Source organism: Mesorhizobium sp. WSM3868 (assembly GCF_002294785.1).
Taxonomy (GTDB): domain Bacteria; phylum Pseudomonadota; class Alphaproteobacteria; order Rhizobiales; family Rhizobiaceae; genus Mesorhizobium.
The window spans coordinates 105,914-131,238 of sequence record NZ_NSGB01000003.1 but is presented as its reverse complement, the minus strand read 5'-3'; the positions used below and the strand labels follow the sequence as shown (position 1 = coordinate 131,238).

Sequence of the window (25,325 nt, the reverse complement as noted above, 5' to 3'; positions counted from 1 at the left end):
TGAGCGATAGTAATAGATCATGAACGTCCAGCGTCGCCTCTTGCCAAACATCAGCGCGCTTGCCGCCTTCGAGGCGGTGGCGCGTCTCGGCTCCTTCACCGCCGCGGCCCGCGAGCTCGATCTCACGCAAGGTGCCGTCAGCCGGCAGATCAATCTGCTGGAAGAGCAGTTCGGGCGCCGGCTTTTCGAACGCGATAGCCGCAATGTCAGGCTGTCCACGGCGGGCGAAATCTATGCCGGCGCGGTGCGCTCAGCACTTGCGCAATTGCGCGATGCGGCGCTTGGATTGATGAGCAATCGGCATAGCGGTGTTCTCAACCTTGCCATCCTGCCGACCTTCGGCACGCGCTGGCTGATGCCGCTCATTCCAGATTTCGTCGCCCGTCATCCGGACATCACGATCAATTTCGCCACGCGCATTGGCCGCTTCGACTTCGCGCGTGAGCGGCTCGACGCCGCAATCCACCACGGCATGCCTGATTGGCCGGACGCTGATTGCACGCCTTTGATGCGCGAGACCGTGATGCCGGTCGCCGCGCCCGAATTCCTGGCGCAGCGGAAGGTCGCGACGCCGGCCGATATCGGCCGCCTGCCGTTGCTGCACATGGCAACGCGTCCCGACGCCTGGAGCGAATGGTTCGAGCATCAGGAGCTCGACGCGCCGACCGGCCCCGGCATGCAGTTCGAGCAGTTCGGCACGGTCGCGCAGGCCTGCCTGGCGGGGCTCGGCGTGGCGCTGCTGCCGCAGATCCTGATCGCCGGAGAATTGCAGCGCGGCCAGTTGGTGCCGGCGCCGGGCAAGCCGATGCAGAGCCGCAGTGCCTATTATCTCGTCGTGCCGCACGCCAAGCGCGGCCATCCGCCGGTTGCCAGCTTTCGCGACTGGCTGCGGGGCCAGGTTGAGAAGGAGCCGGCTGTTCTGGCGTGGTAGCTATTTCCGCTTCATCGCCTCGGCGAGCGCCGCGCCGAACGCACCCTGCGCCGGCCGTTCGGGCTGGCGCTGCGGCGCCGGCGAGCGCGGTTCGGGCTTGCCGCCGCCGCTGTCGCGCTGGCCGACCCGAGGCGCCCCACCCTGGCCGCCATCCTTGCGCATCGAGAGGCCGATGCGATTGCGCTTGATGTCGACATCGACCACCCGAACTTTCACGACATCGCCGGCCTTCACCACCTCATGCGCGTCCTTGATGAAGCGGTCGGCCAGTTGCGAGACATGCACCAGCCCGTCCTGGTGCACGCCGATGTCCACGAAGGCGCCGAAGGCGGCGACATTGGTGACGGTGCCTTCGAGCAGCATGCCGGGCTTCAGGTCCTTGATGTCGTCAACGCCTTCGGCAAAGGTCGCAGTCTTGAAGCCCGGCCGCGGGTCGCGTCCGGGCTTTTCCAGTTCCGCGATGATGTCGCGTACCGTCGGCAGGCCGAAGCGCTCGTCGACGAAGACACGAGGGTCGAGTGCCTTGAGCGCGGCACTGTCGCCCATCAGCGCGCGCACGTCGCGGCCGCAGGCGGCGACGATCTTCTTTGCCACGCCGTAGGCTTCCGGATGCACGGATGAAGCGTCGAGCGGCTCGGAGCCGTTCGGGATGCGCAGGAAGCCTGCGCACTGCTCGAACGCGCGCGGTCCAAGCCGCGCCACGTTCAGCAGATCGCGGCGCGTAGCGAACGGACCGCCGACGTCGCGATGCGCGACGATCGCTTCGGCAAGCGATGGCCCCAGTCCCGAGACGCGCGCCAAGAGCGGCGCCGATGCCGTGTTGAGGTCGACGCCGACAGCATTGACCGCATCCTCCACCACCGCCTCCAGCGAGCGGCCGAGCCGGTACTGGTCGACATCGTGCTGATACTGGCCGACGCCGATCGACTTCGGCTCGATCTTGACCAGCTCGGCGAGCGGGTCCTGCAGGCGTCTCGCGATCGACACAGCGCCGCGCAGCGACACGTCGAGGTCGGGAAACTCGGCGGCCGCCGTCGCCGAGGCCGAATAGACCGACGCGCCGGCTTCGCTGACGATCACCTTGATCGGCTTCGGCCCGCCGTCGGACGGCAGGCTGGCGAGCATGTCGGCCACCAGCTTCTCGGTCTCGCGGCTGCCGGTGCCGTTGCCGATCGAGATCAGTTCCACTTTGTGGAAGCGAATGAGCCTGGCAAGTTCCGCCTGCGTGCCGCGCACATCGTTCTTTGGCGGAAACGGATAGACGGTGGTCGTCGCCACCAGCTTGCCGGTACCGTCGACCACCGCCACCTTGACGCCGGTACGGATGCCGGGATCGAGACCCATCGTGGGCCGCGAGCCGGCGGGCGCGGCGAGCAGCAGATCCTTGAGGTTGCGGGCAAAGACATGGATGGCCTCGTCCTCGGCCCGCTCTCGCAGGTCGCGCATCAAATCAAGCGTCAGATGGAGTGATAGTTTTATCCGCCAGGTCCAGCCGGCGACCTCCGTCAGCCAACGGTCGCCCGGCATAGTGCTACCAATCGCATAGGCGTTGGCGATCATCCGCTCGACCGGTTTCACCGGCGATTGATCGTCGGCATCGACTTCGATGTCGAGCGACAGCACCTCTTCGTTGCGGCCACGCAGCATGGCCAAGGCGCGGTGGCTGGGCACGTTCGCCCAGCGCTCGACATGATCGAAATAGTCGGAGAATTTCGCGCCCGCCTCCTGCTTGCCGTCGACGACCCTGGCGCGCAGGAAGGCGCGCTCCTTCATATAGGCGCGCAGCTTGCCGACCAGATCGGCATTCTCGGCGAACTGTTCGGACAGGATGTCGCGTGCGCCTTCGAGCGCCGCCTTGGCGTCGGGAACCTCGTTTGTGAGATAGGCTAGCGCGCGTTCGGCAGGCACCGCCGAACGGTCGGCGAGGATCGCCTCGGCCAGCGGCCCCAGTCCACGTTCCCTGGCGATCTCGGCCTTGGTGCGGCGCTTCGGCTTGTATGGCAAGTAGATGTCTTCGAGCTCGGCCTTGGTGGTCGCCGCCGCGATTTTTGCCTCGAGGTCCTCGGTCAGCTTGCCCTGCTCACGGATCGAACCGAGGATGGTGTCGCGGCGCGCATCGAGCTCGCGCAGATAGGCAAGCCGCTCGGAAAGGTCGCGCAACTGCGTGTCGTCGAGGCCTCCGGTGACCTCCTTGCGGTAGCGCGCCACGAAAGGCACCGTTGCGCCCTCGTCCAGCAGCCCGATTGCGGCTGCCGCCTGCTCCGGCCGCGAGCCGATCTCGGCCGCGATGATTGCTGCGATGCGCTTGATGTCCGATGCCATGCTGGTTCCTGCCGAAAAGAGCGGCGACAATAGGCCGGGACGACGGCTGCGCCAACCGCGCTGTCTCCACCCGACAGGAAAGCTCCACAGGAAAGAGCTGCGAGGAAAGACCAGCCGAACGGCTCAAACCATCCGGCTCAGGGCCTCGAAGAAGGCGACGACATCGAGATCAAGCTGATCGTCGACCGGTTCCGGCTGCGACGACATCTTGGCGATGACCACCTCGTCGCTCGCGTTGACGTAGATCCACTGGCCGTGAATGCCGATGCCGCAGAAGGCGCCGCTTGGCGTGCCCATCTGGTACCATTTGTTGCGGTAGCGGCCCTTGGGGAAGAGGAACACCATCGTACCGCGCCGCCAGGCTTCATGGCTGCCGCCGCTGGCAACCGTGTCGCGCACCCAGGCCTCCGGCACGATGCGGCGGCCATTGGCCGTGCCGCCCTGGCGCATCATCTCGCCGATGCGGGCAAGGTCGCGCGGCGTCATCGACATGCCGCCGGCGGTACGCGCCGTGCCTTCCATGTCGACCGTCACCGACATCTCGCTCGCGGCGCCCAGCGGCAGCCACAGTTTCTCGCTGAGCAAGTCGCTGACGCGTTTGCCGGATGCCCGCTCCACCAGGATGCCCAGCAAATCCGAATTGGGTGAGCGATAACGGTAGGTCTGCCCATGCGGCTCGGCGAGGCGCGGTAACGTCAACAGAAACGCAGCGAGGCTTTCCGACCCGCCGCCCGGATTCCACAGTGTCGCGCGGCGATAGCGGGCGAAGGCGCTTTCCGGATCGAGATAGGCCTCCTCGAAGTCGAGGCTGACCGTCATGTCGAGCACATTGCGCACGCTCGCATCGCCATAGGCCGAGCCCTTGGCTTCGGGGATGTACTCTGTCACCGGCGCTTCCGGGTCGAACACCCCCTCGCCTTGCAGGATGCCGGCGAGGATCGCCGTCATCGACTTGCTGATCGAAAAGATGATGTGGCGCTGACCGAACGCCATATGCGGGGCCGACCAATCGCCGACCAGCCTGCCGCCCTTCAGGATCGTCAGCCCGTCAGTGTCGGAGCGCTTCAGGAATGCTTCGACTGTTTCGGCGCCGCCAGCCAAGGTGACTTTCTCCTCGAGCAGCGCGCCGAGCGATTTCACCTGTTCCTCGCCGCCGGACGCGGCGGCAACGTGGACGCTCGGCACCAGTTCGCCGACATTCTGGAACGACCATTGACAGAACGGCCTCAGCCGCCAATTGTCGAGCCGCACATCCTTGCGGGAAAAGCCGTATCTGGTCTCGAACGCGATGTTGCCGGTCACGATTGTCTCCCGGTCGTCCATTTCTGACTTTCAGCCTAGCGCGGCGGCTACGGCGTGCACGGCCTTAAGCGTCGCCACCGAATAGGCGGCGTTGAGGAAATCCGGATAGGTCGAAAGCTTCACGACGACCATCCTGTGCTCCCAGCTGATATGGATCATCTGGCCGAACACGCCCTTGCACATCAGTGCGCGAGAGCGTGGATCCTCGATCCAGAACTGATTGCGGTAGCTGCCGTCCGGAAGGCTCGGGCTGAAATCCGGTCCGTGCTTGCCGTTACGCGTCGTTTCGATCCACTCGGCAGGGATGACTCCGCCGCCATTGTCGAGGATCAACTGGCCGAAGCGGCCATAATCGCGCAGCGTCGCGTTGAAGCCGCCATCGGCCAGCGCATAGCCGGCGCTGTCGACGGTGAAACAGGCGCTCTCGTCGGCGCCGAGCTTTTGCCAGAGTTCTTCCGAGACCAGCTGCGCCAGGCGCTTGCCGCTCACCCGCTCCATGATGAAGGCAAGCACATCGGTCTCGATTGAGCGGTATTCGAAGGCCTCGCCATGTTCGCGCACCTTGTCCTTCAGCCGCAGGATCAGATCGAACAGATGTGCGGGCCACCGGAAATCAGGATCGCTGCCCGGCGGTATCGGCTTCCAGCCGGTGGCGACATCGACCTGGCCGATCTCGGAATAGCGATCGGTGTACTCTTCCGAGAAGCGAACGCCGGTCGTCATGTCGAGCACTTGCTGCACGGTGGCTCCGGCCCAGGCGGTCTCGCCGAGCTCCGGAAGATAATCCGTCACCAGCCTGGCCGGGTCTATCAGGCCGCGCCCGACCAAGATGCCGAACACCGATCCCGTGACCGACTTTGCCATAGACTGCGACAGATGCAGCGTGCGCTCGTTCATGCCGTTGAAGTAGCGCTCATAGGCGACCGTGCCGTCCTTCAACACCAGGAAACCGTCCGTGTAGGTCTCGTCGAGCAGGCCGGCGAGCGTTGTCGGCCGGCCCTCGCTATCCGCCACCGCCAGGTCATCGAGATCGACCTCGGCGCGATCGAGCCGACGGCGATGACCTTGGCCGCGCCAGACCTCGACGGTCGGCAAAAACTCACGCACGTGCTGGAAGGCCCAGCGGTTCCACGGTGGCCGATCCCAGTCGAGCTTCGGCAGAGCCATGGCCGGCGGCGAGCCCTGCATGATCGGCGGCCGCGGATCGGAGTTGCGGTAAGATGCCATCAATCCTCCCTGCACATAAGAAAGGGAGGCCGGAGCCTCCCCTCCCTTCATGCGTTCCCGCTCAGTTACTTGCGCAGGTTGGTCCAGATCTTGTTGTAGATCTCCACCACATCTGGCGGGCACGGCGGCACGAATTCCGGCGTCGGCGAGCCGGCCGGCGGGCTGATTTCCGGCGAGTTGGCGAACTCTGCCGGCAGAAATTTGTGGCTGCCGGCGATGCCGTTGTCGTAACCGGCATACTCGGAGATCAGCGCCGCGTTCTCAGGCGCCATGACGAAATCCTGGAAGAGCTTGGCGTTCTCCAGGTTCTTGGCGCCCTTCAGCACGGCGACATTGTCCATCCAGCCCTCGATGCCTTCCTTCGGATAGGCATATTTGATCGCCGGGATCTTCTGACGCGAGCGGTAAGCCGCACCATTCCACTGTTCTGTCACGATCACGTCGCCGGAAGTGATCTTGGTGATCGTGTCGTAGCTGAACGTCTTCCATGACGGCTTGGCGGCCATCAGTATATCGTTGATCTTTTTCAGGCTGGCCTTGTCTGCGCCGCAGCGCGGCACGCCGGCATAGCGCTCGGCCGCGTGCATGACGGTGTTAACGTCGTCGAGCACGTTGATCTGGCCCTTCAGTTCGTCCGGCGGGTTGAACAGGATGGCCAGCGTGTTGATGTCGCCCTTGAACTTATCCGTATTGACGGAGAACGCCGTCGTGCCGAATTGCCACGGCGCGGTGTAATGGCGTCCGGAGTCCCAGTAGATATTGAGGAAGCGCGGATCGATGTTCTTGCCGTTCGGCATCGCGTTGGGCTCGGTCTTTTCGAGCAGGCCCTCCTCGATCATGATCTTCACGGTGTAGTCGGACGGCACGACGATGTCGTAGCCGGAATTGCCGGCGCGCACCTTGGACAGCATGGTTTCGTTGGAATCGTAGTCGTCCAGCGTCACCTTGACGTTGTACTGCTTTTCGAACTTCTCGATCAGCTTGGGGTTGGTGTAGTCGCCCCAGTTGTAGATATGCAATTCGCCGTCGGCGAGCGCCGGAACGGCCCATAACAGCACGGCCGCGGAAACGGCCGCCATCAGTTTTCCAGACATTTAATGTTCTCCTTGCCTTCCCATTGTTTTGTGTTGGAGCTCACGGATCATTTGGCGCGTCTGCGCGCGATCAGGAACGAGACCGAGACGAACAGGATCGACACCAAAAGCAGGATGGTGGAGATGGCGTTGATCTCCGGCGTCATCGGCCGCCGGATCTGGTTCCAGATATAGAGGGGCAAAGTCGTCTGGCCGGGGCCGGCGACGAGCTGGGTGATGGTGAAATCGTCGAATGAGACGATGAAGGCGAGTGCTGCGCCCGACATGATGCCGGGAACAAGCAACGGCAGCGTGATGCGCTTGAAGGCCTTCCACGGCGTCGCGTAGAGGTCTGCGGCGGCATATTCCAGCGTCAGGTCCATGTCTTCCAGCCGCGCCCGGATCGGCATGTAGGCGAACGGAATGCAGAACACGGTGTGGGCGAGGATCAGATTGCCGATGCCGAAATTCAGCCCGAACGTGCCGGCGATCAGCGCGAAGAAGGAGAGCGTCGCCACCGCCGTGATGATTTCCGGCACCATCAGCGGCAGATTGATGACCATGAAGGCCGCCGCCAGCCCGCGCCACGGCTTCACTCTTGTCATGCCGATCGCCGCGAGCGTCGCGCACACGGTAGAGATTATCGTGGCGCTGATCGAGATGATCAGCGTGTTGCGGGCAGCGTTGTGGAATTCCTCGTTGCGCAACGCGCTGCCGTACCAGCCGAGCGTGACGCCCTCCCAATGCGTGACCAGCGAGCCGCTGTTTAGCGAGAAGATCATCAGGATCAGCACCGGCACGTAGAGCACCAGCAGGCAGATGACAGCAATCGAGCGGAAGCCCGGCTGCTCCTTGATGTCGATGCTGCGGGGCTCAGCCATGCTGCACCTTCCCCGACGTGTTGCGGACGTAGAAGAACAGCGCCACCAACACCGCGGCCATCAGGATCAGCGCCTGCGCGCAGCCGAGCGGCCAGTTGCGCCCCGATCCGAATTGCTGGGCGATGAGATCGCCGATCATCAGGTGGACGCCGCCGCCGAGTATCAGCGGCGTCACGTAGGCGCCGAGCGCCGGGATGAAGACGAGCAGGCAGCCGGCGATGATGCCCGGCTTCGACAGCGGGATGATCACCCGCCACAGCACCTGGCGGCGCGTCGCGTAGAGGTCGTAGGCCGCCTCGATCAGCCGGAAATCGAGCTTCTCCAGGCTTGAATAGAGCGGCAGCACCATGAACGGCAGGAAAGCATAGAGCAGGCCGAGCTGGATGGCGAAATTGGTGTAGAGCATGGTGATCGGCTTATCGATCACGCCGAGCCCCAGCAGCGCGTTGTTGATCAGCCCTTCGTCGCGGATGATGAACATGATCGCCAGCGTGCGGACCAAAAGGTTCGACCAGAACGGGATGGTGATCAGAAGCACCCACCAGTTGCGTTGCGCCGGCGGTCGCGTCGCCATGAAATAGGCCGTCGGAAATCCAAGCAGCAGGCAGATAATCGTCGTCACCACCGCGAACAGGAACGAGCGCAGATAGATGATCAGGAAGTCCGGCGTGAACTGGAGGGTGTCGTCGAAGATGTCGCGCTGGAACAGGAAGTTCAGATAGGCGTCGGTCGAGAACCGCCACTGCACGCCGCCATAGGGCGCGGCGGCCAGAAACGAATAGACGCAGATGATCAAAAGCGGCAGCACGCCGAAAATGCCGATGATGAGCAGCGCCGGCAGCGACAGCAGGCGGTTGCGTCGCGCGCCGGCTTTCACCGCCTGGGCTTCGAACAACGCGGCCTTGGAAGGCATGGTCGGGGAGAGCGTGGCTGTCGTCATCAGTCTTTCAGGACGCGCGCGGCGCCCTCCTCGAACTGGATGCCGACCTTGGCGCCGGTCTCGTAGGTCACCGGAGACGAGCGGCTGTTCTGATGGCGCACGATGAAGTTTTCACCGCCATCGAGCCTCACGTGGTAATGCGTATCGGTGCCGAAATAGACGATGTTGGAGAGCGTGCCAGCGATCGTGCCCTTGGCCGGATCGGGCACCAGGTCGGCATGCTCGGGGCGCACCACCAGCGTCACCTCGCCTGTCGGATCGAAGCCCTCCGGATAGCCGGCGGCGATCGTCGCGTTGCTGGCGAATTTGACCGTCGCCATCCCTGGCTTCTTCGAAACCACCGTGCCGGCCAAGAAATTCGTCTCGCCGATGAAGTCGGCGACGAAGCGCTCGGCGGGGCGATCATAGATGTCGCGCGGCGTGCCGACCTGGAGGATCTTGCCGGCCGACATCACCGCGATGCGGTCGGACATGGTCAGCGCTTCTTCCTGGTCGTGAGTGACGAAGATGAAGGTGATGCCGGTCTCGTGCTGCAGACGCTTCAGTTCGATCTGCATCTCCTTGCGCAGCTTGTAGTCGAGCGCCGAGAGCGGCTCGTCGAGCAAGAGCACCTTCGGCTGTGGCGCGAGCGCCCGGGCGAGCGCCACGCGCTGCTGCTGGCCGCCCGAGATCTGGCTGGTGCGGCGCGCCTTGAGCGCCTCCATCTTGACCAGTTTCAGCATCTGAGCGACGCGTGCCTCGATTTCGCCCTTGGGCTTGCCGAGCATCTCCAGACCGAAGCCGATGTTCTGCGCCACCGTCATATGCGGGAACAGCGCGTAGCTCTGGAAGACGGTGTTGACGGGTCGCTTGAACGGCGGCAGCGGCGCTATGTCATGGCCGTGCAGCAGGATTTCGCCGGCGCTTGGGAAATCGAAGCCGGCAATCAGTCTCAAAAGCGTCGTCTTTCCGCATCCGGACGGGCCGAGCAGCGTGAAAAACTCGTTCTCGCGGATCGAGACGGACACCGTGTCGAGAGCCGCTACCTGGTTTTCACCGGTTCCAAAAACTTTGCTTACGCCGCGAACTTCGATCGCGTTCTTACCCGGTTGTTCCGGCACGATTACCCCATTGAGAGAGCCTGCTCTTGGCGGCAGGTGCGTTCCTGTTTGATTGTCACCATAAGCCGGCCGGCTTGGCAACTGCGGAGCTGCTACTCGTTTTTTTAACGCAATACCCATGCCAGCCTCAGGCCTGGACAATCCTAAGCTTGGAAAGTGATCTTGCCGCCACAGATGGTGGTAACCGGCCGCACGGTGTGCAGCGCCTCCGGCGCCGTCTTCTCGATATCGGCCGACAAAACCACGATATCGGCGAGGTATCCGGGCTTCAGGCGCCCCTTGCGGTGTTCCATGAACTCGGCATAGGCGCCTTCGACCGTGTAGCCGGCAATCGCTTCATGCAGCGAGAAGCTCTGGTCCGGCAGGCCTTCTGCCCAAGGTTTGCGCATCACCGCCGCCTGGATGCCCAGGATCGGGTCAACCGGCGAGACCGGCCAGTCGGATGCGAAGACGACCCGCGCGCCGGCATTCTTCAAGGTGCGCCAGGCATAGCTCAGCGGCCACTTATCGCGGCCGATGCGCGAGATCGTCGGCTCCAGCGGGAAATTCATCGCGCCCGGCGGATGCGGCGGCTGCATCGAGGCGAGCACGCCGAACTCGGCGAAACGCGGCACATCGGACGGGGTGATTACTTCGATGTGCTCGATGCGGTGCCGGCTGTCGCGCCTGCCGTTTTTCTTCACTGCCGCCTGGTAACCGTCGAGCACGGCGCGCACCGCTCCGTCTCCGATCGAATGAACGGCGATCTGCAGGCCGCGCCTGTCGGCTTCGGCCGCAACCTCGGCGAAATGCTCGGGGGAAAAAAGCGGCTCGCCGCGCCAGCCCGGACGGTCGGCATAATCGTCGACCATCACCGCGGTCCAGGAATCCAGCACCCCGTCGTAGAAGACCTTGACCATGCCGGACGACAGCCACTCGGAATTGTACGCCGCCGCCATGCGCGAGGCTTTTTCCAGCATGTCCAGCTTCATGAAATTCTTGAAGTGGAACGGGATCTTGGTGCGGCAGATGAGCCGTCCTTCCTCTTGCAGCCCGGCGAGCAGCTCGAGCTGGTAGAGGTTGCCGTCCATGTTCTGGATCGAAGTGATGCCGTGCTTTGCGCACCACTCGAGCCCGCGGTGCATGAGATCGCCGTCGGCGGCAAGCTCCGCTGCCGACGGATAGGGATCCGGCTCCGCACCTTCGAGGCCGAGCCGTGTCCGGTTCGCGCCGAAATGGTCGAGCACGGGACCGAACGCCTCGCCTTCGCGCAACTCGCCGGCGGCAAGTCCGTCCGCGCCCATGACGATTTCGTTGCCTGGTCCCACCTGCTTGCCATGCAGCAGGCCGGCCTCTTCCAGCGCCTTGGTGTTCGCCCACATCGTGTGATGGTCGGAGGCCGACATGGCGAAGGGCCGGTCGGGAATGATACGGTCGAGGTGATGGCGGGTCACCGGCTCGGGCAGGATCGCATAGTCTACACCGGCGCCGAGCAGCAGCCCGGCTTTCGGACGCTTCGCCGCAAAGCCCCGGATCGCGTCGCGAAGCGCGTCGAAGCCCTGCACGCCTGCCAGATGCAGATTGTCGAGCTCGGCCGCGCCGCCGAACAAATGCATGTGCGCTTCGATGAAGCCCGGCAGGACGGAGCCGCCCTGAGCATCGACGACACGAGTGGCAGGGCCTTTGCAGTCGCGGACGCTATCGCGATCTGCGATCGCAATTATCTTATCACCTTTGATGGCAATGGCCTGGGCGGCGGGGGTATCCGGATCCATCGTCAATATGCTGGCGTTCTCGACGATAAGATCGGCCGTTTGCGGCATCCTTTTCTCCCATTTGTGCCTAGGCTAGCAGAGTATTGGCGTCTGGCAAGCCGTCCCATGCTGGCCCGAACGACAAACTGAAATGCCCCTTGGCGGCGCCGGAACTCTCTGCCACAAAGCTGTTTGAAGCCCCGTAACCAGAACTCGAACAGCGAGCCAACTCCCAAAATGAAGACAGTTTTTTCACCGCTTCACGCCGGTCACGCCGGCCAGATGGAATTGGTCACCTCGGCGATCGTGCCGGGTTTCGAGAAGCCCTCGCGGGCCGAATTCATCAAGGCAAGGGTGGAAAGCGAGAAACTGGGGCCGATCATCGGGCCGGTCGAGCACGACCTCGCCGCCGCCAAGCGCGTGCATGAAGCGCACTACATCGATTTCCTGCCGACGGTTTGGCCGGAATGGGTCGCCGCCGGCTTCAAGGGCTCGGCCATGGGCTTCACCTGGCCGACGCGCGGCCTGCGCGGCGATGTCCCGCCGAAGCGCATCGACGCCCTGCTCGGCTACTATTCCTTCGATGCCGGCGCCACTTTCGTCGAAGGCACATGGAAGGCGATCAAGTCATCCTATGACGTCGCGCTGACGGCGGCCGCCCTGGTCAAGGGCGGCGAGCGGACCGCCTTCGCGCTCTGCCGCCCGCCCGGCCACCACGCCGGCGCTGCCTTCATGGGCGGCTACTGCTTCATCAACAACGCCGCCGTCGTCGCGCAATGGTTCCGCGACCAGGGCGCAAGCCGTGTCTCGATCCTCGATGTCGATTACCACCACGGCAATGGCACGCAGGAGATTTTCTATCGCCGCGGCGACGTCCAGGTGCTCAACCTGCATGGCGATCCGATGGTCGAGTACCCCTTCTTCCTCGGCCATGCCGACGAGCGCGGCGAGGATGAAGGCGAAGGCTTCAACATCAACTACCCGATGCCCTTCGGCACCGACTGGGACGGCTGGAACGCGGCGCTGGAAGACGCCTGCACCAAGCTTGCCGCCTATGCGCCGGACGTGGTCGTGGTCTCGCTCGGCGTCGACACCTTCGAGAAGGATCCGATCAGCCAGTTCAAGCTGAAGAGCGAAGACTATCCCAAGATCGGCCGCCGCATCGCCAAGCTCGGCCTGCCGACGCTGTTCGTCATGGAAGGCGGCTACGCGGTTGAGGAAATCGGCATCAACGCCGTCGGCGTGCTGACCGGCTTCGAGGACCGCTGAGCCATATCTGATTGAAAGGACGCGCTTCCGCCTGCAACGGAGCGTTATTTTTTCGATTTCACCGGGAAATCATCGGCTCGATGCAGCTCTGAAGCCACCCACAAGCAACGCGATGAGCAGCCGCTGAGTCGCAACACGAGTCCAGCGGATTCGATTTTGTCAAATCGCGTTTGATGTCGGATTCATCTGCGGGTAGATTAGACCCGAATCAGCCGGTCCACGGGGGGCGCGGCGACCACCCAAAGTCTCAAGTTCCGGCGTCCTGCCGGTACCAGACGCGGACGGCTTCGCGTTCCCTGTAAGGATTCGGCTCGGTTGGGCGCTGTGCGCGCCCGTGGGTGTGTCTTCGTAAACGTGACGCGTTTCGGGTCCGAGCGCTGGCCAATGCCAGCACCGGGCGCAAGGATCGATTCCGGTCAGAATATCAAAATGAGCAGTCCCGCCGCGCTTCTTCATTCCGATGCTTCAGGCTCGCGCCTGGCGTCGCGCGGCGATCTCACCAGTTTCTTCATGCAGCTTTCAGCCGATATCGGCGCCGACAGCTATATGTTGGTCGCCATGGTGCACGATCAGGATCGAAACGACGCGCGTATCGTGTCGTCGAACTGGATTTTCGACGCCATCGAGCTGATCGGCAAGCGGCTGATTGCCAATCTCGCGCTCGGCCCGCTGACGGCAGCGCCGGGCGTGCGCCCCAAGCCATTGGTCGCGGCGCATGCGCCCGACGCCGGCGCGCTACTGAGCGGCGAGGAAGCGCGGCTGCTCGATGTGCTCGGCCACGCCGAGATCTATTCGCTGAGGTTGAATGTCGGCCGCCAGCGCCTTTTCGTGCTGTTTTCCGCCGCCGAGCCCGCCAAGATCGACCTTACGGCCTTGATGAAGGCGCAGTTGAAATGCTGCTACGCGTTATCCAGCATCCCGCAATTGATCGCCGCGGCATCCATGCAGGATCCGCTGTCGGACCGCGAGCGCGAATGCCTGTTCTGGGTATCGGAGGGCAAGACCACCGACGAGGTGGCCCTCATCCTTGGCGTCTCGTCGAACACCGTCAACAGCTACATCACGCATGCCATCCAGAAATTCGCGGCTTCGAACCGCGCGATGGCGATTGCGACCGCTATCAGGAGCGGCATCATTTGAAGCACGCACAGATCAAAGAGGCCGCTGCCGCCCTTTTCAACGAGCAGCGCAATCCGTTCGGCGCCTTCTCGCTCGGATCGGAGACGCATCACGCGGTGACCATTCCGGACGCCGTGCGCCGCTGCCGCTGGATCGCGGTCGATATCAACGCTTCTGGTTTCGGACTGTTCTTCGTCAGCCCCTCGCTGGAGCGAGCGCGCCTGGTCGCCTGCTTCGATTCGGATTATCCGTCGACCGGCCTCACCACCAAATTCATCTCGGGCGCCAGCGGCGAGGAAATGGTGCGCCACAGCCGCATCTCGACGACGCCGCGCTGGTGGGCCGACAGCGGCATGGCCGTTTCGCAGCAGAGGTTGGAGAGCCTGGCATGGTCCGAACCGACCGCGCCGCTCGCGCCCGGCACCGACGGCATCGCCTTTCCGGTGCATGCGGAGCGCGGCCAGTGCGGGCTTGTCGTCTTCCTGGGGCCGGATATGACCCTTTCGGACGACACGCTATGTGAAATCCACGCGCGCTGCTTTGCCCTGTTTGCGTCGGTTGCCCGCATCCGTCCAAGCGAAACCGGCAGGACGCGCGCCATTTCCAAGCGCGAACTCGAATGCCTGAAGCTGACCGCCAACGGCAACACCAGCGAGGAGATCGCGAAGCTCCTGAAACTGTCGGTGCACACCGCCAACCAGTATCTCACCCAGTCGACGCAGAAGCTCAACGCTGTCAACCGCAACCAGGCGGTCGCGAAGGCGCTGCGCCTTGGCCTGATCGAGTAGCTCGCCCAGGCCAGGCGCCGAGACCTGAAACATCGTCAGGAAAAAGCGAGCGGCTCGGTCCTCCGGATGCGCGCCTCGTCGATCGCGTCCTCGAGCAGGGCGGTGTTGTGCTCCGGCGTCTCGCCGGGCTTCTCGAAAGAGACGTAATTGACGATCACGGACGTGCCCTGCCCGGTCAGCATCAGCTGGAAATAGACGGTTACGCCGCGCGGCCGAAGCTCGAGATCGAGCACGATGCGCGGGCTGCCGCTCCAGTCGACATGCGCTTCGCCGCCATGACCGAGCCTGAGCGTGCCCGGCTGGAAATAGAGCTCCGCAGCCGAGTCCACCAGGTCCGACAGGCAGGCGAAATGCTCCAGCCGGATAAAGGCGATATAATCCGCGACCTCGATCAGGCGCAGCTCGCCCACCACGTCCTGGATGGCATTGGCGACGATCTGCTCGCGTGAATTGGCGTGTGGTTGCCGGTTCATGGATAGAAACAGCGTCCGATCATTGGGTTACTTTTCGCTCGGCCTTCTTCGAGTAGACGATCCGCACCAATTCGGCGACGGCCTGGTAGAATTGCGACGGGATCACGCTATCAACTGAAACTTGCTTGTACATGGAGCGGGCAAGCGCCACGTCCTCGAAGATCGGAATGTTGTTCTCTCTCGCGATCTCGCGGATTTTCAGCGCCACCAGATCCTGGCCCTTGGCGAGCACCAGCGGAGCGGAGTCCTCTTCGCGCACATATTTCAGCGCGATGGAATAGTGGGTCGGATTGGCGATGACGAGCGTCGCGCGCGGCACCGCCGTCATCATGCGCCGCCGCGCCCGGTCACGCGCCAGCGAGCGCAGGCGCGACTTCACGATCGGATCGCCTTCCGACTGCTTCAGCTCGTCTTTCACTTCCTGCTTGGTCATGCGCAAGTCGCGCCGCCAGTGGAAGCGCGACCAGACGATGTCGGCGACCGCGATCACCCCCATGACGAAGACGATCGCCACTAATATGTCGACGAAGATGCCGCGGATGACCATGCCGAACGACACCGGGTTGGTGATCATGCCGGCGAGCAGCCTGCGGTGATCTTCCGACAGCGTGAAGGCCAGCACGGCGATGGCGAAGACAAGCTTGGCCAGCGACTTCGCGAATTCGACAAAGCCCTGCACGCCGAACAGGCGGCTCCAGCCCTTGGCGATCGAAATGCGCGACAGCTGCGGCCGGATCCGATCGCCGACGAATTGCGGGATGTTCTGGAACACCGAAGCGCCGACGCCGGCGACCACCAGCAGCACCAGCAGGCTGACGACGGCGCGACCGATTTCGAACAGCACGGTCTTGTAGAGCTCGATGACGTCGGTCTCGGTGTCCATCGGCCAAGCTTCCGGCTTTTCCAGGAACATGGCGAGGAACATGCCGAGATTGACGATGGCGTCCTTGGCGTAAAAGACGCTGAACACCAGTATGGCGAGGAAGGAAGCGAAGATCGCCGTCTCGCGCGAGTGAGGCAGCTTGCCCTGCTCGATCGTGTCGCGGATCTTCTTTTCTGTGGCTTCCTCGGTTTTGGAATCCTTGTCGACCGCCTCAGCCATGATGCCCTGACCGCATTGCTGTCGTCAGGCGGCTTCGGCAGTGGTCTGCATCGAGGGAAGCTCGAACGCTCCCTGCCGCGAGAGACGAATGGTCGCCACGGCGATCGTCTTTCGCGCCGCCATGATGTCGGCCAGCGCGATACCTTCCGATCCCTGTCCGAGCTCGGATTCGATCATGCGGCGCGAGCGAGCGCCGATCGCCGACAGCACGGATTCGGTTAGCTCCGTCGGCGCGCCGCGCAAAGCCAGTGTGACGAGCTCCGTCGACAGCCCGTCGAACAAAAGCACGCGCGCCTTCTGGGCGAGCAGCGGCAAGTCGTCGAAGGCAAACAGCCGCGACCTGACTCCGGCCAGATCGGGGGTGCCGGCTTCTTCCAGATCCTGCATGAGTTCGTCGAGCTCGGGCTTGGCCAACTCGTTGAGCACGCTGGCGACGCGCTCCTGACCGACCGACGTGTCCCTAGTCGCTTTTTGCGAAAGCACGCTGGCGCGCAACTGGTTCTCGACGATCCTGGCTGCCGCTTCCGGAATGTTGGCCATCGTCACCATGCGCTTGATGATCTGGCTGCGTATCGGCTTTTCCATCGTCAGCAGCACATTGGCCGCGGTCTGCGGCGCAAGCTTCGACAGCACCATGGCGGACGTTTGCGGATGTTCGCCGGCGAGGAAGGTGCCCAGGCGCGTCGGCTCGAGGTTTTCGAGATCCGGCCAGATCGGCGGCGGTCCCTCAGGAGCGGGCTCGAACTTCTTCTCGCCCATGATCGCGCTCATTTCCTCCGGCGACAGCGATTCGTTGAGGATCGTGTCCATCCGGTCCGCCGAATCGAGCAGGCCTGCGCCCTCGGTGAACTCTGCCTCGAATTCCGCAACGATGCGCTCCAGGTCGGTTTGCGGAATGGTGCGCAGCAGCCGCGCGCCCTCGATCAACGCCTTCAGCTCCTCCTGCTTGAAGAATTTGAGCAGCCGGCTGGCCGAGGGCTTGCCCATCGCCACCAGGATGGCGGCGGCCTTTTGTGGGCGCGTCAGCGTCAACGACGTCATTGGGCATGGCTCCGCTGCCGGTGAATGCTCTCGCCGTCCATGCTCAGGCGCTCTTGGTAGCAGCGTTGATTTCGGTAAGCCTGATGCCGAAGCGTGTCGGATCGTGTTCAAGCACCGTGATCTCGCCACGCGCGATTCTGCGGCCGTTGACCACCACGTCGACAGGCTCGCCTATGCGGCGGTTGAGCGCTACCGTCGAGCCCTTCTGCAGCGCCATCAGCTCCGACACCGGCATTTCGGTGCTGCCCAGAATGATCTGCACATCGACCGGAATCGTCATAATGATCGAGGAATTGGCGCCGGCCTGCAGGGCGGCGTCGGGGCGGTTCTCCTCCTCCCGCAGCACGCCGCGCAATTCCTCGATGGCGCGGTCGAGCTGCTCGTCCGGCTGGTCGGCTTCGGGTTCGGCTTCCAAGTTGGTCTTTGCCATGCCTCGTCTCCAATAATCCCAAGCCAGGCCTCAGCCCGGCACCAATCCGTCGATGAAATCCTGCCCGCCATCGTGAGGATGCCGGATGCGGACCGTGTAGTTCTGCCCGAGCTTGCCGAACTCGCAGACAAACAGCGTCTTGTCGCGCGCGCTGAGCTTTGCCTGCAGCTGCGCATCTTCCTCGAACTCGATCACCTGTCCGGGCTGGAAGGCGGCGAGATCGCCAAGCGACAGCCGGGCGAGCGGCATGGTGGCCTCGAGCCGCACGGCCGAGCGCATCACTTCTTCCGAGAAGCGGGCTCGCCAGTCGAATTCCGTCGTCTGGTCGCCGCCGTGATCGGCGGTGGCGCCGCGGGTCGCCAAAAGGATTCGCTGCGGGATCATCACCGTCACCGTGCCGGTGTCGGTCGGCGTCGAGATGCCATAGATGATGCGAACCGCCGCCCCGTCGCGCAGCACGCGCCGTTTCGCCTCGTTGCCGGACATCGCCCTCGGGACAGGCTGGCGCAGCTCGAGAGAACGCCGGCCCGATCCGTTCAGCGCCATCGCGACCTCTTGGAAGACCGTGGTGGCGACGTCGGTCTCGATCTGTGACAGGTCGCGCTCGATCGGCGCCACCGGCTGATCCGGGTCGCCGCCGAACAGCGCCTGGACCATGACGGCGATCGCCGACGCGTCCATGACGAGCGTCATAGCGTCGGCCGACGTCGGCGACGGAACGATGGTCATGGCGAAGGTTTCGCCCGCGCGCATACGCGCATCGGGGACACGTCCCACTTCGACCGCCTGCAGGTCGACGGTGACCGGCGCGCCAAGCTCTCCAAGGGCTTTCTGCAGCAGCGGCAGCGAGCGCTCGGCCATGCCGCGGCCGACGCCGATCACCTGCGCGGCCTCGCCGCTGTCGCCGACGAGACGCTCGATGATGAGAGCCCGGGTTTGCGACGGACTTGCCGGACTGGTCATGACGCCAAACGGCCCCGGCTGAAGTTCTGCATGCTCAGGCCGCCTTCTTCTCGGCGGTGCCGGTGTTCATCGTGCTCTGCTCGACGGCATCGATCGTCGGACGCTCATAGGACGAGATGGTCTTGCGGCCGAACTCGATCGCGACCTGCGGCAAGGCGCCGTTCATGTAAGCGAGCAGCGTCTGCTTGACGATGATGTAGAGGCGGTTCTTCTTCTCGCGCACCGTCTTGATCTTGGTGGCGACCGGACCGACCACGGCATAGGACAGGAAGATGCCGAGGAAGGTTCCGACGAGCGCAGCACCGATCAGCCCGCCGAGAATTTCCGGCGATTGGTCGAGCGCGCCCATCGCCTTCACCACGCCGAGCACGGCCGCGACGATGCCGAGTGCCGGCAGGCCGTCGCCGACCGCGACCATCGCGTGATAGGCCTTCAGCTTGTCGGTGCGGATCGTCTGGATCTCCTCATCCATCAGCGCCTCGATCTCGTGCGAGCGCGCATTGCCGATGATGATGATGCGGCAATAGTCGCAGATGAAATGCGTCAGGTCGTGGTTCTTGAGCACGGTCGGGAACGCCTGGAAGATCGCCGACTCTTCCGGATTGTCGATATGCGCCTCGACCTCGCTGCGCGACTTCGATCGCAACTCGCGCATCAGGCTGTGCAGGACGCCCAGCGTTTCGAGATAGTCGCGCTCCTTCGGCACGGCCTGCTTGAAGGCCTCGAGAATGCCCTTGCCGGTGTCCTTGACCGTCTTCATCGGGTTGGCGACGAGGAAAGTGCCGAGCGCTGCGCCGCAGATGACCACCGCTTCCCAAGGCTGGATCAGCACATGCAGATGCCCACCCATGGCCATGAAGCCACCGAGCACGCAGCCAAGCGTCACCACAAGTCCGATCAGAATACCCACGACAGGTCCTTCCGCATGTCACGTCGGGGATCAGGGATAGTCCTCGTGCCTTGTGTGAGGCTTGAATCGCGATGCGGAAACCGATTCAGCCTCGCACAAGGAAGCATCGCTATCGTCACCGGAAAGCTTCGGCCGGAGGCGCAGATGTTGAACACCTATACGAGCTATCAGCTCATCGCCAAGGACATCCCAAAGGCAATCGACCAGGTCGAGTCGCAGCCCGTCGTCAAGCGTGAGACCGACTACTATTTGGCCAATATCGGCAACGTCAAAAGCATCGACGATTTCGTCAATAACACTCGGCTGTTCAACTACGCGATGAAGGCGTACGGGCTGGAAGACATGGCCTATGCCAAGGCATTCATGGTCAAGGCGCTCAAGGAAGGCGTGTCCGACTCCGACAGCTTCGCCAACAAGCTGAGCGACAAGCGTTACGCCGACTTCGTCAAAGCGTTCAACTTTGCGGCTTACGGCTCGACCGCCACGCTCTATCCTTCCGCCCAGCAAGGCGCGGTCGACAAATACATGCGCCAGACGCTGGAGGAGAATGCCGGCGAGACCAATCAGGGCGTGCGGCTGGCGCTCTATTTCCAGCGTAAGGCGCCTGACATCAACAGCTGGTATGACGTGCTCGCCGACACGGCCCTTTCGAGCGTGGTGCGCACCGCTCTCGGCCTGCCCGACTCCATCGCGTCCGCCGACATCGACAAGCAGGCGCAGATGTTCGAGCAGAAGCTCGATATCGCCGACTTCAAGGATCCCGATAAGCTGAACACGTTCCTTACCCGCTTCACCAGCCTGTGGGAGATCAACAATCCGACGACCACTGCCGTGACCTCGGTCAGCGTGCTGTTCGCGCAACCGACCACGGTCGGCATCTCGACCGATCTGATGATGGCCATGCAGAAGCTGAAGTTCTGAGAACACCATGCAGGACAGTCTCTACGTCGCCCTCTCCTCGCAGATTGCGCTCGAACGCCGTCTCGACACCATCGCCGACAACGTCGCCAACGCTTCGACCATCGGCTTTCGCGCCACCGGCGTGAAATTCGAGGACGTGGTCTCCGGCACCGGGCCGAAGTCGGTATCCTTCGCATCCTCCGGCAAGACCTATCTTTCCAGCGCGCACGGGTCGCTGACCGAAACCGGCAATCCTTTCGATTTCGCCATACAAGGCGACGCCTGGTTCGCCATCGAGACGCCGGCCGGCACGGTGATGACCCGCGACGGCCGTTTCTCCATGAACGAGAACGGCGAGCTGATGTCGATCGAAGGCTATCCGGTGCTGGACAGCGGCGGCGCACCGATCCAGCTCGATCCGCGCAACGGTCCGCCCAAGGCCGGCGCCGATGGCTCGCTACGCCAAAACGACCAGCTCGTCGGCGCCATCGGCCTCTACGATTTCGACCCCGGCGCCAATTTCGTCCGCTACGGCAATTCGGGCATCGTTCCCGCGCGGACCCCGGAACCGGTCACCGACCGCTCCGATGTCGGCGTAGCTCAAGGGTTTCTCGAGGAATCCAACGTCAATCCGGTGCTGGAGATGACCCGGCTGATCCAGGTGCAGCGCGCCTTCGAGAATACGGCTGCGCTGATCCGGCAGAGTGCTTCGTCCACCGACGATGCGATCAAGACGCTCGGCGACAAGTAACGGGATGGCGAACGGCTCGTCCCTGCTCCGCGCGCCCGAGAAGCTTGCAGACGCCGGTCCCACGGACCGGCTTGCCGCGCTGGAACGCATCTGGCGGCGGTTCGACAACCCGGAAACGCTGCTCAGCCGCGGCGGCCGCGTCGTCGAGATCTCGCCCACTCACTACAAGGTGCGCGGCCTTTCGGACATTGCCAGGCTCGGCGACATCGTCGAGCAGCGCGGCAAGACCGGCACGCGCCGCGGCGAGATCGTCAGGATAGGCCGCGACGAGGTGGTGGTCGCGCCGTTCGAGCGCCACGCCGATGCCGGCATCGGCGACACCGTTTTCCGGCGCGGCCCACTCGCGGTCGCGCCGGATGTTTCCTGGCGCGGGCGCGCCATCGACGCTTTGACTCGCGTCATCGACGGCGGCCCGCCGCTGGTCAGGCCGAATGCCGCCGGCAGCGCCGACACATTGACGCCCGGCGCCATGTCGCGGCAGCGGGTCGGCACCGGCTTCCTGACCGGAGTGCGGGTGATCGACATCTTCACGCCGCTCTGCTTCGGCCAGCGGCTCGGCATCTTCGCCGGCTCCGGCGTCGGCAAGTCGACGCTGCTTGCCATGCTCGCCGGCGCCGAGGCCTTCGACACGGTGGTCGTGGCGCTGATCGGCGAGCGCGGCCGCGAGGTGCGCGAATTCCTCGAGGACACGATCGGCGCCGACAGCATGGCCAAGACCGTCGCGGTCGTCGCCACCAGCGACGAGAGCGCCATGATGCGCCGGCGCGCGCCCGACACAGCCATGCGTGTGGCCGAGCATTTCCGCGACCAGGGCCATCGCGTGCTCCTGGTGCTGGATTCGATCACCCGCTTTGCCCATGCGCTCCGCGAGGTGGCGACGGGCACCGGCGAGCCGCCGGTCGCGCGCGGCTACCCGGCATCGGTCTTCACCGATCTGCCGAAGCTGCTCGAGCGCGCCGGACCAGGCGCCGAGGGCAAAGGCTCGATCACCGCCATCATCTCGGTGCTGGTGGACGGCGACGACCACAACGATCCGGTGGCCGATTCGGTGCGCGGCATCCTCGATGGCCACGTCGTGCTCGACCGCGCGATCGCCGAGCAGGGACGCTACCCGCCGGTCAATCCGCTGTCGTCGATCTCACGTCTCGCCGACAAGGCCTGGAGCGCGGAGCAGCGCATGCTGGTGACAAGGCTGAAAGCGATGATCGCGCGCTTCGAGGACACGCGCGATATCCGTCTGCTCGGCGCCTATCAGGGCGGCGCCGACGCCGAGCTCGACATCGCCGTGCGCCAGGTGCCGCTGATCTACGACGCGCTCACGCAGTCGCCGAGGGACCGCGCATCGGCCGATCCGTTCACCGATCTCGCCCGCCATCTCAAGGGGAAGCAGAATGGCGATCAAGGAGACTGACCTGCAACAGACCGAGCGCATGCTGCGTGAGATGATTGCCGAGGCCAAGGCCGCCGAGGAGGCCGACGCCAGCCGCGACTCGCTCATCAACGGCCTGTTCCCGAAAAAGGTGGAGTGGCCCCAGCCGCCGCCGGCCCAGTTCCCCCGCCTGGCCAACAGGAAAGCGGACCGGCGCAGCGATTTCGTCGTCGCAGCGCTCGGCATCACGCTCGGCCTGATCTGCGCGCTGTTTCCCTGGTATATCTTTTTCAACCAGGAGCAGTTCGGCGTCCAGACCATCAAGTTCGGCGGCAGCGGCAGCAATTCGGGACGCGACGGCGGCGGCGTTGCGGCCGAACGCAGCGAACCGCTGACGGCCAAGGACGTTCCCAACGCCGATATCGACCTGCTGGCCACCGGAACGGTGCAGGACGACCCCCCGCCGGCGCCTGGCGACCAGCCCTTCCCTGCGGCCGCGGCGGAATTCAGGATGGTGCATGTCGCCAATGGCCGCGCGATGATCGAGGACGACACCGGCCTGTGGGTCGTCCAGCGCGGCTCCGTCCTGCCGGACTCCAGCCGCGTCGCCGCGATCGAGCAGCGCGGTGGCAAGTGGGTGATCGTCACCGATGCCAACAAGGTGATCCAGCTTTCCAGGTGATGGCCTCGTAACGGGCCGCGGGCTCGCTCCGCGCAAGGTCCGCGCAAGACTGGCGGCCTAGTCTTGTGCGTACTCGCCCGGAGAGTCCCATGGAATCCGTCAACCTCTTTGACCTCGCCACCCGGCAATCGCAATGGCTGGCCGTGCGCCAGTCGGCGATCGCATCCAACATCGCCAATGCCAACACGCCGGGCTACACGGCAAACGACGTCGAACCGTTCGAAAAGGTCCTCGACCGGACTGCGGTGACGCTGGCGGCCACCCAGACCGGCCATCTGGGCGCTGAGGGGACCAATGCCGGCTTCAATCTCAAGCCGGAGGATGTCACGGGCTCGATAATGCCGTCGAAGAACACGGTGGTGCTCGAGGACGAGCTGATGAAGGCCGGCGAAGTTCGCCGCTCCTTCGAGCTCAACACGGCGATCGTCAAAGCCTTCCATTCGATGATGACGATGGTGGTGAAGAGCTGACCATGGACGCCCTGACCGCAGCCCTTAAAGTCGCGGCATCCGGCCTTGGCGCCCAGTCGGAGCGTCTGCGTGTGGTGTCGGAGAACCTCGCCAATGCGCAATCGACGGGCAACACGCCTGGCGCCGATCCCTATCGCCGCAAGACGATCAGCTTCCAGTCCGAGCTCGACCGCGCGTCCGGTGGTTCGCTGGTCGAGGTGAGCTCGATCGCGCGCGACCCGTCGGACTTCCCGATCGAGTTCCAGCCCGGCAACGAGGCCGCCGACGCAAAAGGGTACGTGAAAATGCCCAACGTCAATGTGCTGGTCGAAATGGCCGACATGAGCGAGGCCAACCGCTCTTATGAGGCCAACCTGCAGGTCATCAAGCAGGCTCGCGATCTGATTTCCATGACCATCGACCTGATGAGGAACCAGTAATGATCGGCGGTATCGGGGCACTACAGTTCAAACCGACAATCGACGGCGCGGAGGCCGCCTCGCCGGGCCTGCTTCAGGGCGGCGTCGGCACCAAAGCAGGCGAAAGCGTCGGCAGCAGCTTCGCGGAGGCTCTCAGCCAGGCTGCGACCAAGACCGTCAACACGCTGCAGAACGCCGAGCAGATGTCGATCCAGGCGCTGAAGGGCGACGCCGACACCCGCCAGGTGGCCGATGCGGTGTTGAGCGCCCAGCAGGCCCTGCAGACGACGATCGCCATCCGCGACAAGGTCGTCTCGGCCTTTCTCGAAATCAGCCGCATGAGTATCTAGGACCGCGTCATGAAAGCCCTTGCCATCGCCGCGACCGGCATGAACGCCCAGCAAACCAATCTGGAAGTCATCGCCAACAACATCGCCAACATCAACACCACCGGCTACAAGCGGGCGCGCGCCGAATTCTCCGACCTGCTCTACCAGGTCGATCGCACCCAAGGGGTGCCCAACCGCTCCAACACCTCGCTTGTGCCCGAGGGCGTTTCGATCGGCCTCGGCGTCAAGACGACGGCCGTGCGCAACGTCCACACACAGGGCGAGCTGACCAGCACGGGCAACAGCTTCGACCTAGCGCTGACCGGCCGCGGCTGGTTCCAGATCGAGGGCGCCGACGGCAGTACGCTCTACTCCCGCGCCGGTGCCTTCAACACCAATGCCACCGGGCAGTTGGTCACCGCCGACGGCGCCACCATCATTCCGGCGATCACCGTGCCGACCGACGCGGTCGAGGTCATCGTCAACAAGACCGGCCAGGTCTTTGCCCGTATCGACGGCCAGACCGACCTTCAGCTTCTCGGCCAGCTTCAGATCGCCAACTTCGCCAATGAGGCGGGCCTGGCGCCGCTCGGCGACAATCTGTTCCAGGAGACGGCGGCCTCCGGCCCGGCCAATGTCGGCGTTCCAGGCGATCCGGGCTTCGCCACCATCGAGCAGGGCTATCTGGAGTCCTCCAACGTCGATCCGGTCAAGGAAATCACCGAGCTGATTTCGGCGCAGCGCGCTTATGAAATGAACTCGAAGGTCATCCAAGCCGCCGACGACATGGCCTCGGTGGTCTCCAAGAACATCAGGTAACCC

Annotated in this window: 26 protein-coding genes; 12 read left to right on the top strand and 14 right to left on the bottom strand. The window is 64.0% G+C overall.

Features of this window, described 5'->3' with window-relative positions; genetic code table 11:
- Positions 1-19 precede the first annotated feature (19 nt).
- Positions 20-931, top strand: a complete 912-nt coding sequence (locus CK221_RS06865; RefSeq protein WP_095777184.1) for a LysR family transcriptional regulator — start codon at positions 20-22, stop codon at positions 929-931.
- On the opposite strand, the gene CK221_RS06860 is transcribed toward CK221_RS06865, so the two are convergent.
- The 8 genes from CK221_RS06860 to CK221_RS06825 all read right to left on the bottom strand — a co-directional run bounded on the left by CK221_RS06860 (position 932) and on the right by CK221_RS06825 (position 11,578).
- Positions 932-3,253, bottom strand: coding sequence for a Tex family protein (locus tag CK221_RS06860; RefSeq protein ID WP_095777183.1), 2,322 nt, complete (start codon positions 3,251-3,253; stop codon positions 932-934).
- 123 nt (positions 3,254-3,376) lie between these two features.
- Positions 3,377-4,555 carry a serine hydrolase gene (locus tag CK221_RS06855; protein ID WP_095777363.1) on the bottom strand — a complete coding sequence of 393 codons (1,179 nt, stop codon included), beginning with the start codon at positions 4,553-4,555 and terminating at the stop codon, positions 3,377-3,379.
- A gap of 30 nt (positions 4,556-4,585) precedes the next feature.
- Positions 4,586-5,782, bottom strand: a complete 1,197-nt coding sequence (locus CK221_RS06850) for a serine hydrolase (protein WP_095777182.1) — start codon at positions 5,780-5,782, stop codon at positions 4,586-4,588.
- 65 nt (positions 5,783-5,847) lie between these two features.
- On the bottom strand, positions 5,848-6,876 hold the full coding sequence (locus CK221_RS06845) for an extracellular solute-binding protein (RefSeq protein ID WP_176477866.1): 1,029 nt from the start codon (positions 6,874-6,876) through the stop codon (positions 5,848-5,850).
- A 47-nt stretch (positions 6,877-6,923) separates the two neighbouring features.
- Positions 6,924-7,736 carry an ABC transporter permease gene (locus tag CK221_RS06840; protein ID WP_095777180.1) on the bottom strand — a complete coding sequence of 271 codons (813 nt, stop codon included), beginning with the start codon at positions 7,734-7,736 and terminating at the stop codon, positions 6,924-6,926.
- On the bottom strand, positions 7,729-8,676 hold the full coding sequence (locus CK221_RS06835; RefSeq protein WP_082953946.1) for an ABC transporter permease: 948 nt from the start codon (positions 8,674-8,676) through the stop codon (positions 7,729-7,731). The genes CK221_RS06840 and CK221_RS06835 overlap by 8 nt, the downstream gene beginning before the upstream one ends.
- The gene (locus CK221_RS06830) at positions 8,676-9,776 is read right to left on the bottom strand and encodes an ABC transporter ATP-binding protein (RefSeq protein ID WP_095777179.1); all 1,101 of its coding nucleotides are present in this window, start codon (positions 9,774-9,776) and stop codon (positions 8,676-8,678) included. Before CK221_RS06830 ends, CK221_RS06835 begins: the two co-directional genes overlap by 1 nt.
- A 143-nt stretch (positions 9,777-9,919) precedes the next feature.
- Positions 9,920-11,578 (bottom strand): amidohydrolase, encoded by a 1,659-nt coding sequence (locus CK221_RS06825; RefSeq protein ID WP_067002731.1) that lies wholly within the window; start codon positions 11,576-11,578, stop codon positions 9,920-9,922.
- 168 nt (positions 11,579-11,746) lie between these two features.
- Between CK221_RS06825 and CK221_RS06820 the strand changes: the two genes are divergently transcribed.
- The 3 genes from CK221_RS06820 (at position 11,747) to CK221_RS06810 (ending at position 14,685) form a co-directional block, all read left to right on the top strand.
- Entirely contained in the window at positions 11,747-12,778 is a 1,032-nt protein-coding gene (locus CK221_RS06820; protein ID WP_095777178.1) for a histone deacetylase family protein, read from the top strand.
- A 429-nt stretch (positions 12,779-13,207) separates the two neighbouring features.
- On the top strand, positions 13,208-13,918 hold the full coding sequence (locus tag CK221_RS06815; RefSeq protein WP_095777177.1) for a helix-turn-helix transcriptional regulator: 711 nt from the start codon (positions 13,208-13,210) through the stop codon (positions 13,916-13,918).
- The gene (locus CK221_RS06810) at positions 13,915-14,685 is read left to right on the top strand and encodes a helix-turn-helix transcriptional regulator (RefSeq protein WP_067326107.1); all 771 of its coding nucleotides are present in this window, start codon (positions 13,915-13,917) and stop codon (positions 14,683-14,685) included. Before CK221_RS06815 ends, CK221_RS06810 begins: the two co-directional genes overlap by 4 nt.
- Positions 14,686-14,720: 35 nt before the next feature.
- On the opposite strand, the gene CK221_RS06805 is transcribed toward CK221_RS06810, so the two are convergent.
- The 6 genes from CK221_RS06805 to motA are packed head-to-tail and all read right to left on the bottom strand — an operon-like array spanning position 14,721 to position 19,604.
- Complete coding sequence (locus CK221_RS06805; RefSeq protein WP_095777176.1) at positions 14,721-15,158, bottom strand: hypothetical protein; 438 nt, start codon at positions 15,156-15,158, stop codon at positions 14,721-14,723.
- A gap of 19 nt (positions 15,159-15,177) precedes the next feature.
- Complete coding sequence (flhB, locus tag CK221_RS06800) at positions 15,178-16,260, bottom strand: flagellar biosynthesis protein FlhB (RefSeq protein ID WP_095777175.1); 1,083 nt, start codon at positions 16,258-16,260, stop codon at positions 15,178-15,180.
- A 24-nt stretch (positions 16,261-16,284) separates the two neighbouring features.
- Entirely contained in the window at positions 16,285-17,301 is a 1,017-nt protein-coding gene (locus CK221_RS06795; RefSeq protein WP_095777174.1) for a flagellar motor switch protein FliG, read from the bottom strand.
- A gap of 43 nt (positions 17,302-17,344) precedes the next feature.
- Positions 17,345-17,731 (bottom strand): flagellar motor switch protein FliN, encoded by a 387-nt coding sequence (fliN, locus tag CK221_RS06790; protein ID WP_067002376.1) that lies wholly within the window; start codon positions 17,729-17,731, stop codon positions 17,345-17,347.
- A 30-nt stretch (positions 17,732-17,761) separates the two neighbouring features.
- Positions 17,762-18,694 (bottom strand): FliM/FliN family flagellar motor switch protein, encoded by a 933-nt coding sequence (locus tag CK221_RS06785; RefSeq protein ID WP_067002379.1) that lies wholly within the window; start codon positions 18,692-18,694, stop codon positions 17,762-17,764.
- Positions 18,695-18,728: 34 nt separating this feature from the next.
- Complete coding sequence (motA, locus tag CK221_RS06780) at positions 18,729-19,604, bottom strand: flagellar motor stator protein MotA (RefSeq protein WP_067002381.1); 876 nt, start codon at positions 19,602-19,604, stop codon at positions 18,729-18,731.
- 144 nt (positions 19,605-19,748) lie between these two features.
- Here motA and CK221_RS06775 point away from each other — a divergent pair, with 144 nt between their 5' ends.
- From CK221_RS06775 to flgG, 8 genes are all read left to right on the top strand, one after another.
- The gene (locus CK221_RS06775; RefSeq protein WP_067002383.1) at positions 19,749-20,525 is read left to right on the top strand and encodes a DUF1217 domain-containing protein; all 777 of its coding nucleotides are present in this window, start codon (positions 19,749-19,751) and stop codon (positions 20,523-20,525) included.
- A gap of 7 nt (positions 20,526-20,532) precedes the next feature.
- On the top strand, positions 20,533-21,255 hold the full coding sequence (flgF, locus tag CK221_RS06770) for a flagellar basal-body rod protein FlgF (RefSeq protein ID WP_067002386.1): 723 nt from the start codon (positions 20,533-20,535) through the stop codon (positions 21,253-21,255).
- Between the two features lie 4 nt (positions 21,256-21,259).
- A complete protein-coding gene (gene fliI, locus CK221_RS06765) occupies positions 21,260-22,666 on the top strand; it encodes a flagellar protein export ATPase FliI (RefSeq protein WP_095777173.1) in 1,407 nt (468 codons plus the stop codon).
- Positions 22,647-23,306 carry a hypothetical protein gene (locus CK221_RS06760; RefSeq protein WP_067002390.1) on the top strand — a complete coding sequence of 220 codons (660 nt, stop codon included), beginning with the start codon at positions 22,647-22,649 and terminating at the stop codon, positions 23,304-23,306. Before fliI ends, CK221_RS06760 begins: the two co-directional genes overlap by 20 nt.
- An 89-nt stretch (positions 23,307-23,395) precedes the next feature.
- Positions 23,396-23,776 (top strand): flagellar basal body rod protein FlgB, encoded by a 381-nt coding sequence (flgB, locus tag CK221_RS06755; protein WP_067002392.1) that lies wholly within the window; start codon positions 23,396-23,398, stop codon positions 23,774-23,776.
- 2 nt (positions 23,777-23,778) lie between these two features.
- Positions 23,779-24,195, top strand: a complete 417-nt coding sequence (gene flgC, locus CK221_RS06750) for a flagellar basal body rod protein FlgC (RefSeq protein WP_095777172.1) — start codon at positions 23,779-23,781, stop codon at positions 24,193-24,195.
- Positions 24,195-24,524, top strand: a complete 330-nt coding sequence (locus tag CK221_RS06745) for a flagellar hook-basal body complex protein FliE (protein WP_095777171.1) — start codon at positions 24,195-24,197, stop codon at positions 24,522-24,524. The genes flgC and CK221_RS06745 overlap by 1 nt, the downstream gene beginning before the upstream one ends.
- Positions 24,525-24,533: 9 nt before the next feature.
- Positions 24,534-25,322, top strand: a complete 789-nt coding sequence (flgG, locus tag CK221_RS06740) for a flagellar basal-body rod protein FlgG (RefSeq protein WP_095777170.1) — start codon at positions 24,534-24,536, stop codon at positions 25,320-25,322.
- Positions 25,323-25,325: the final 3 nt, after the last annotated feature.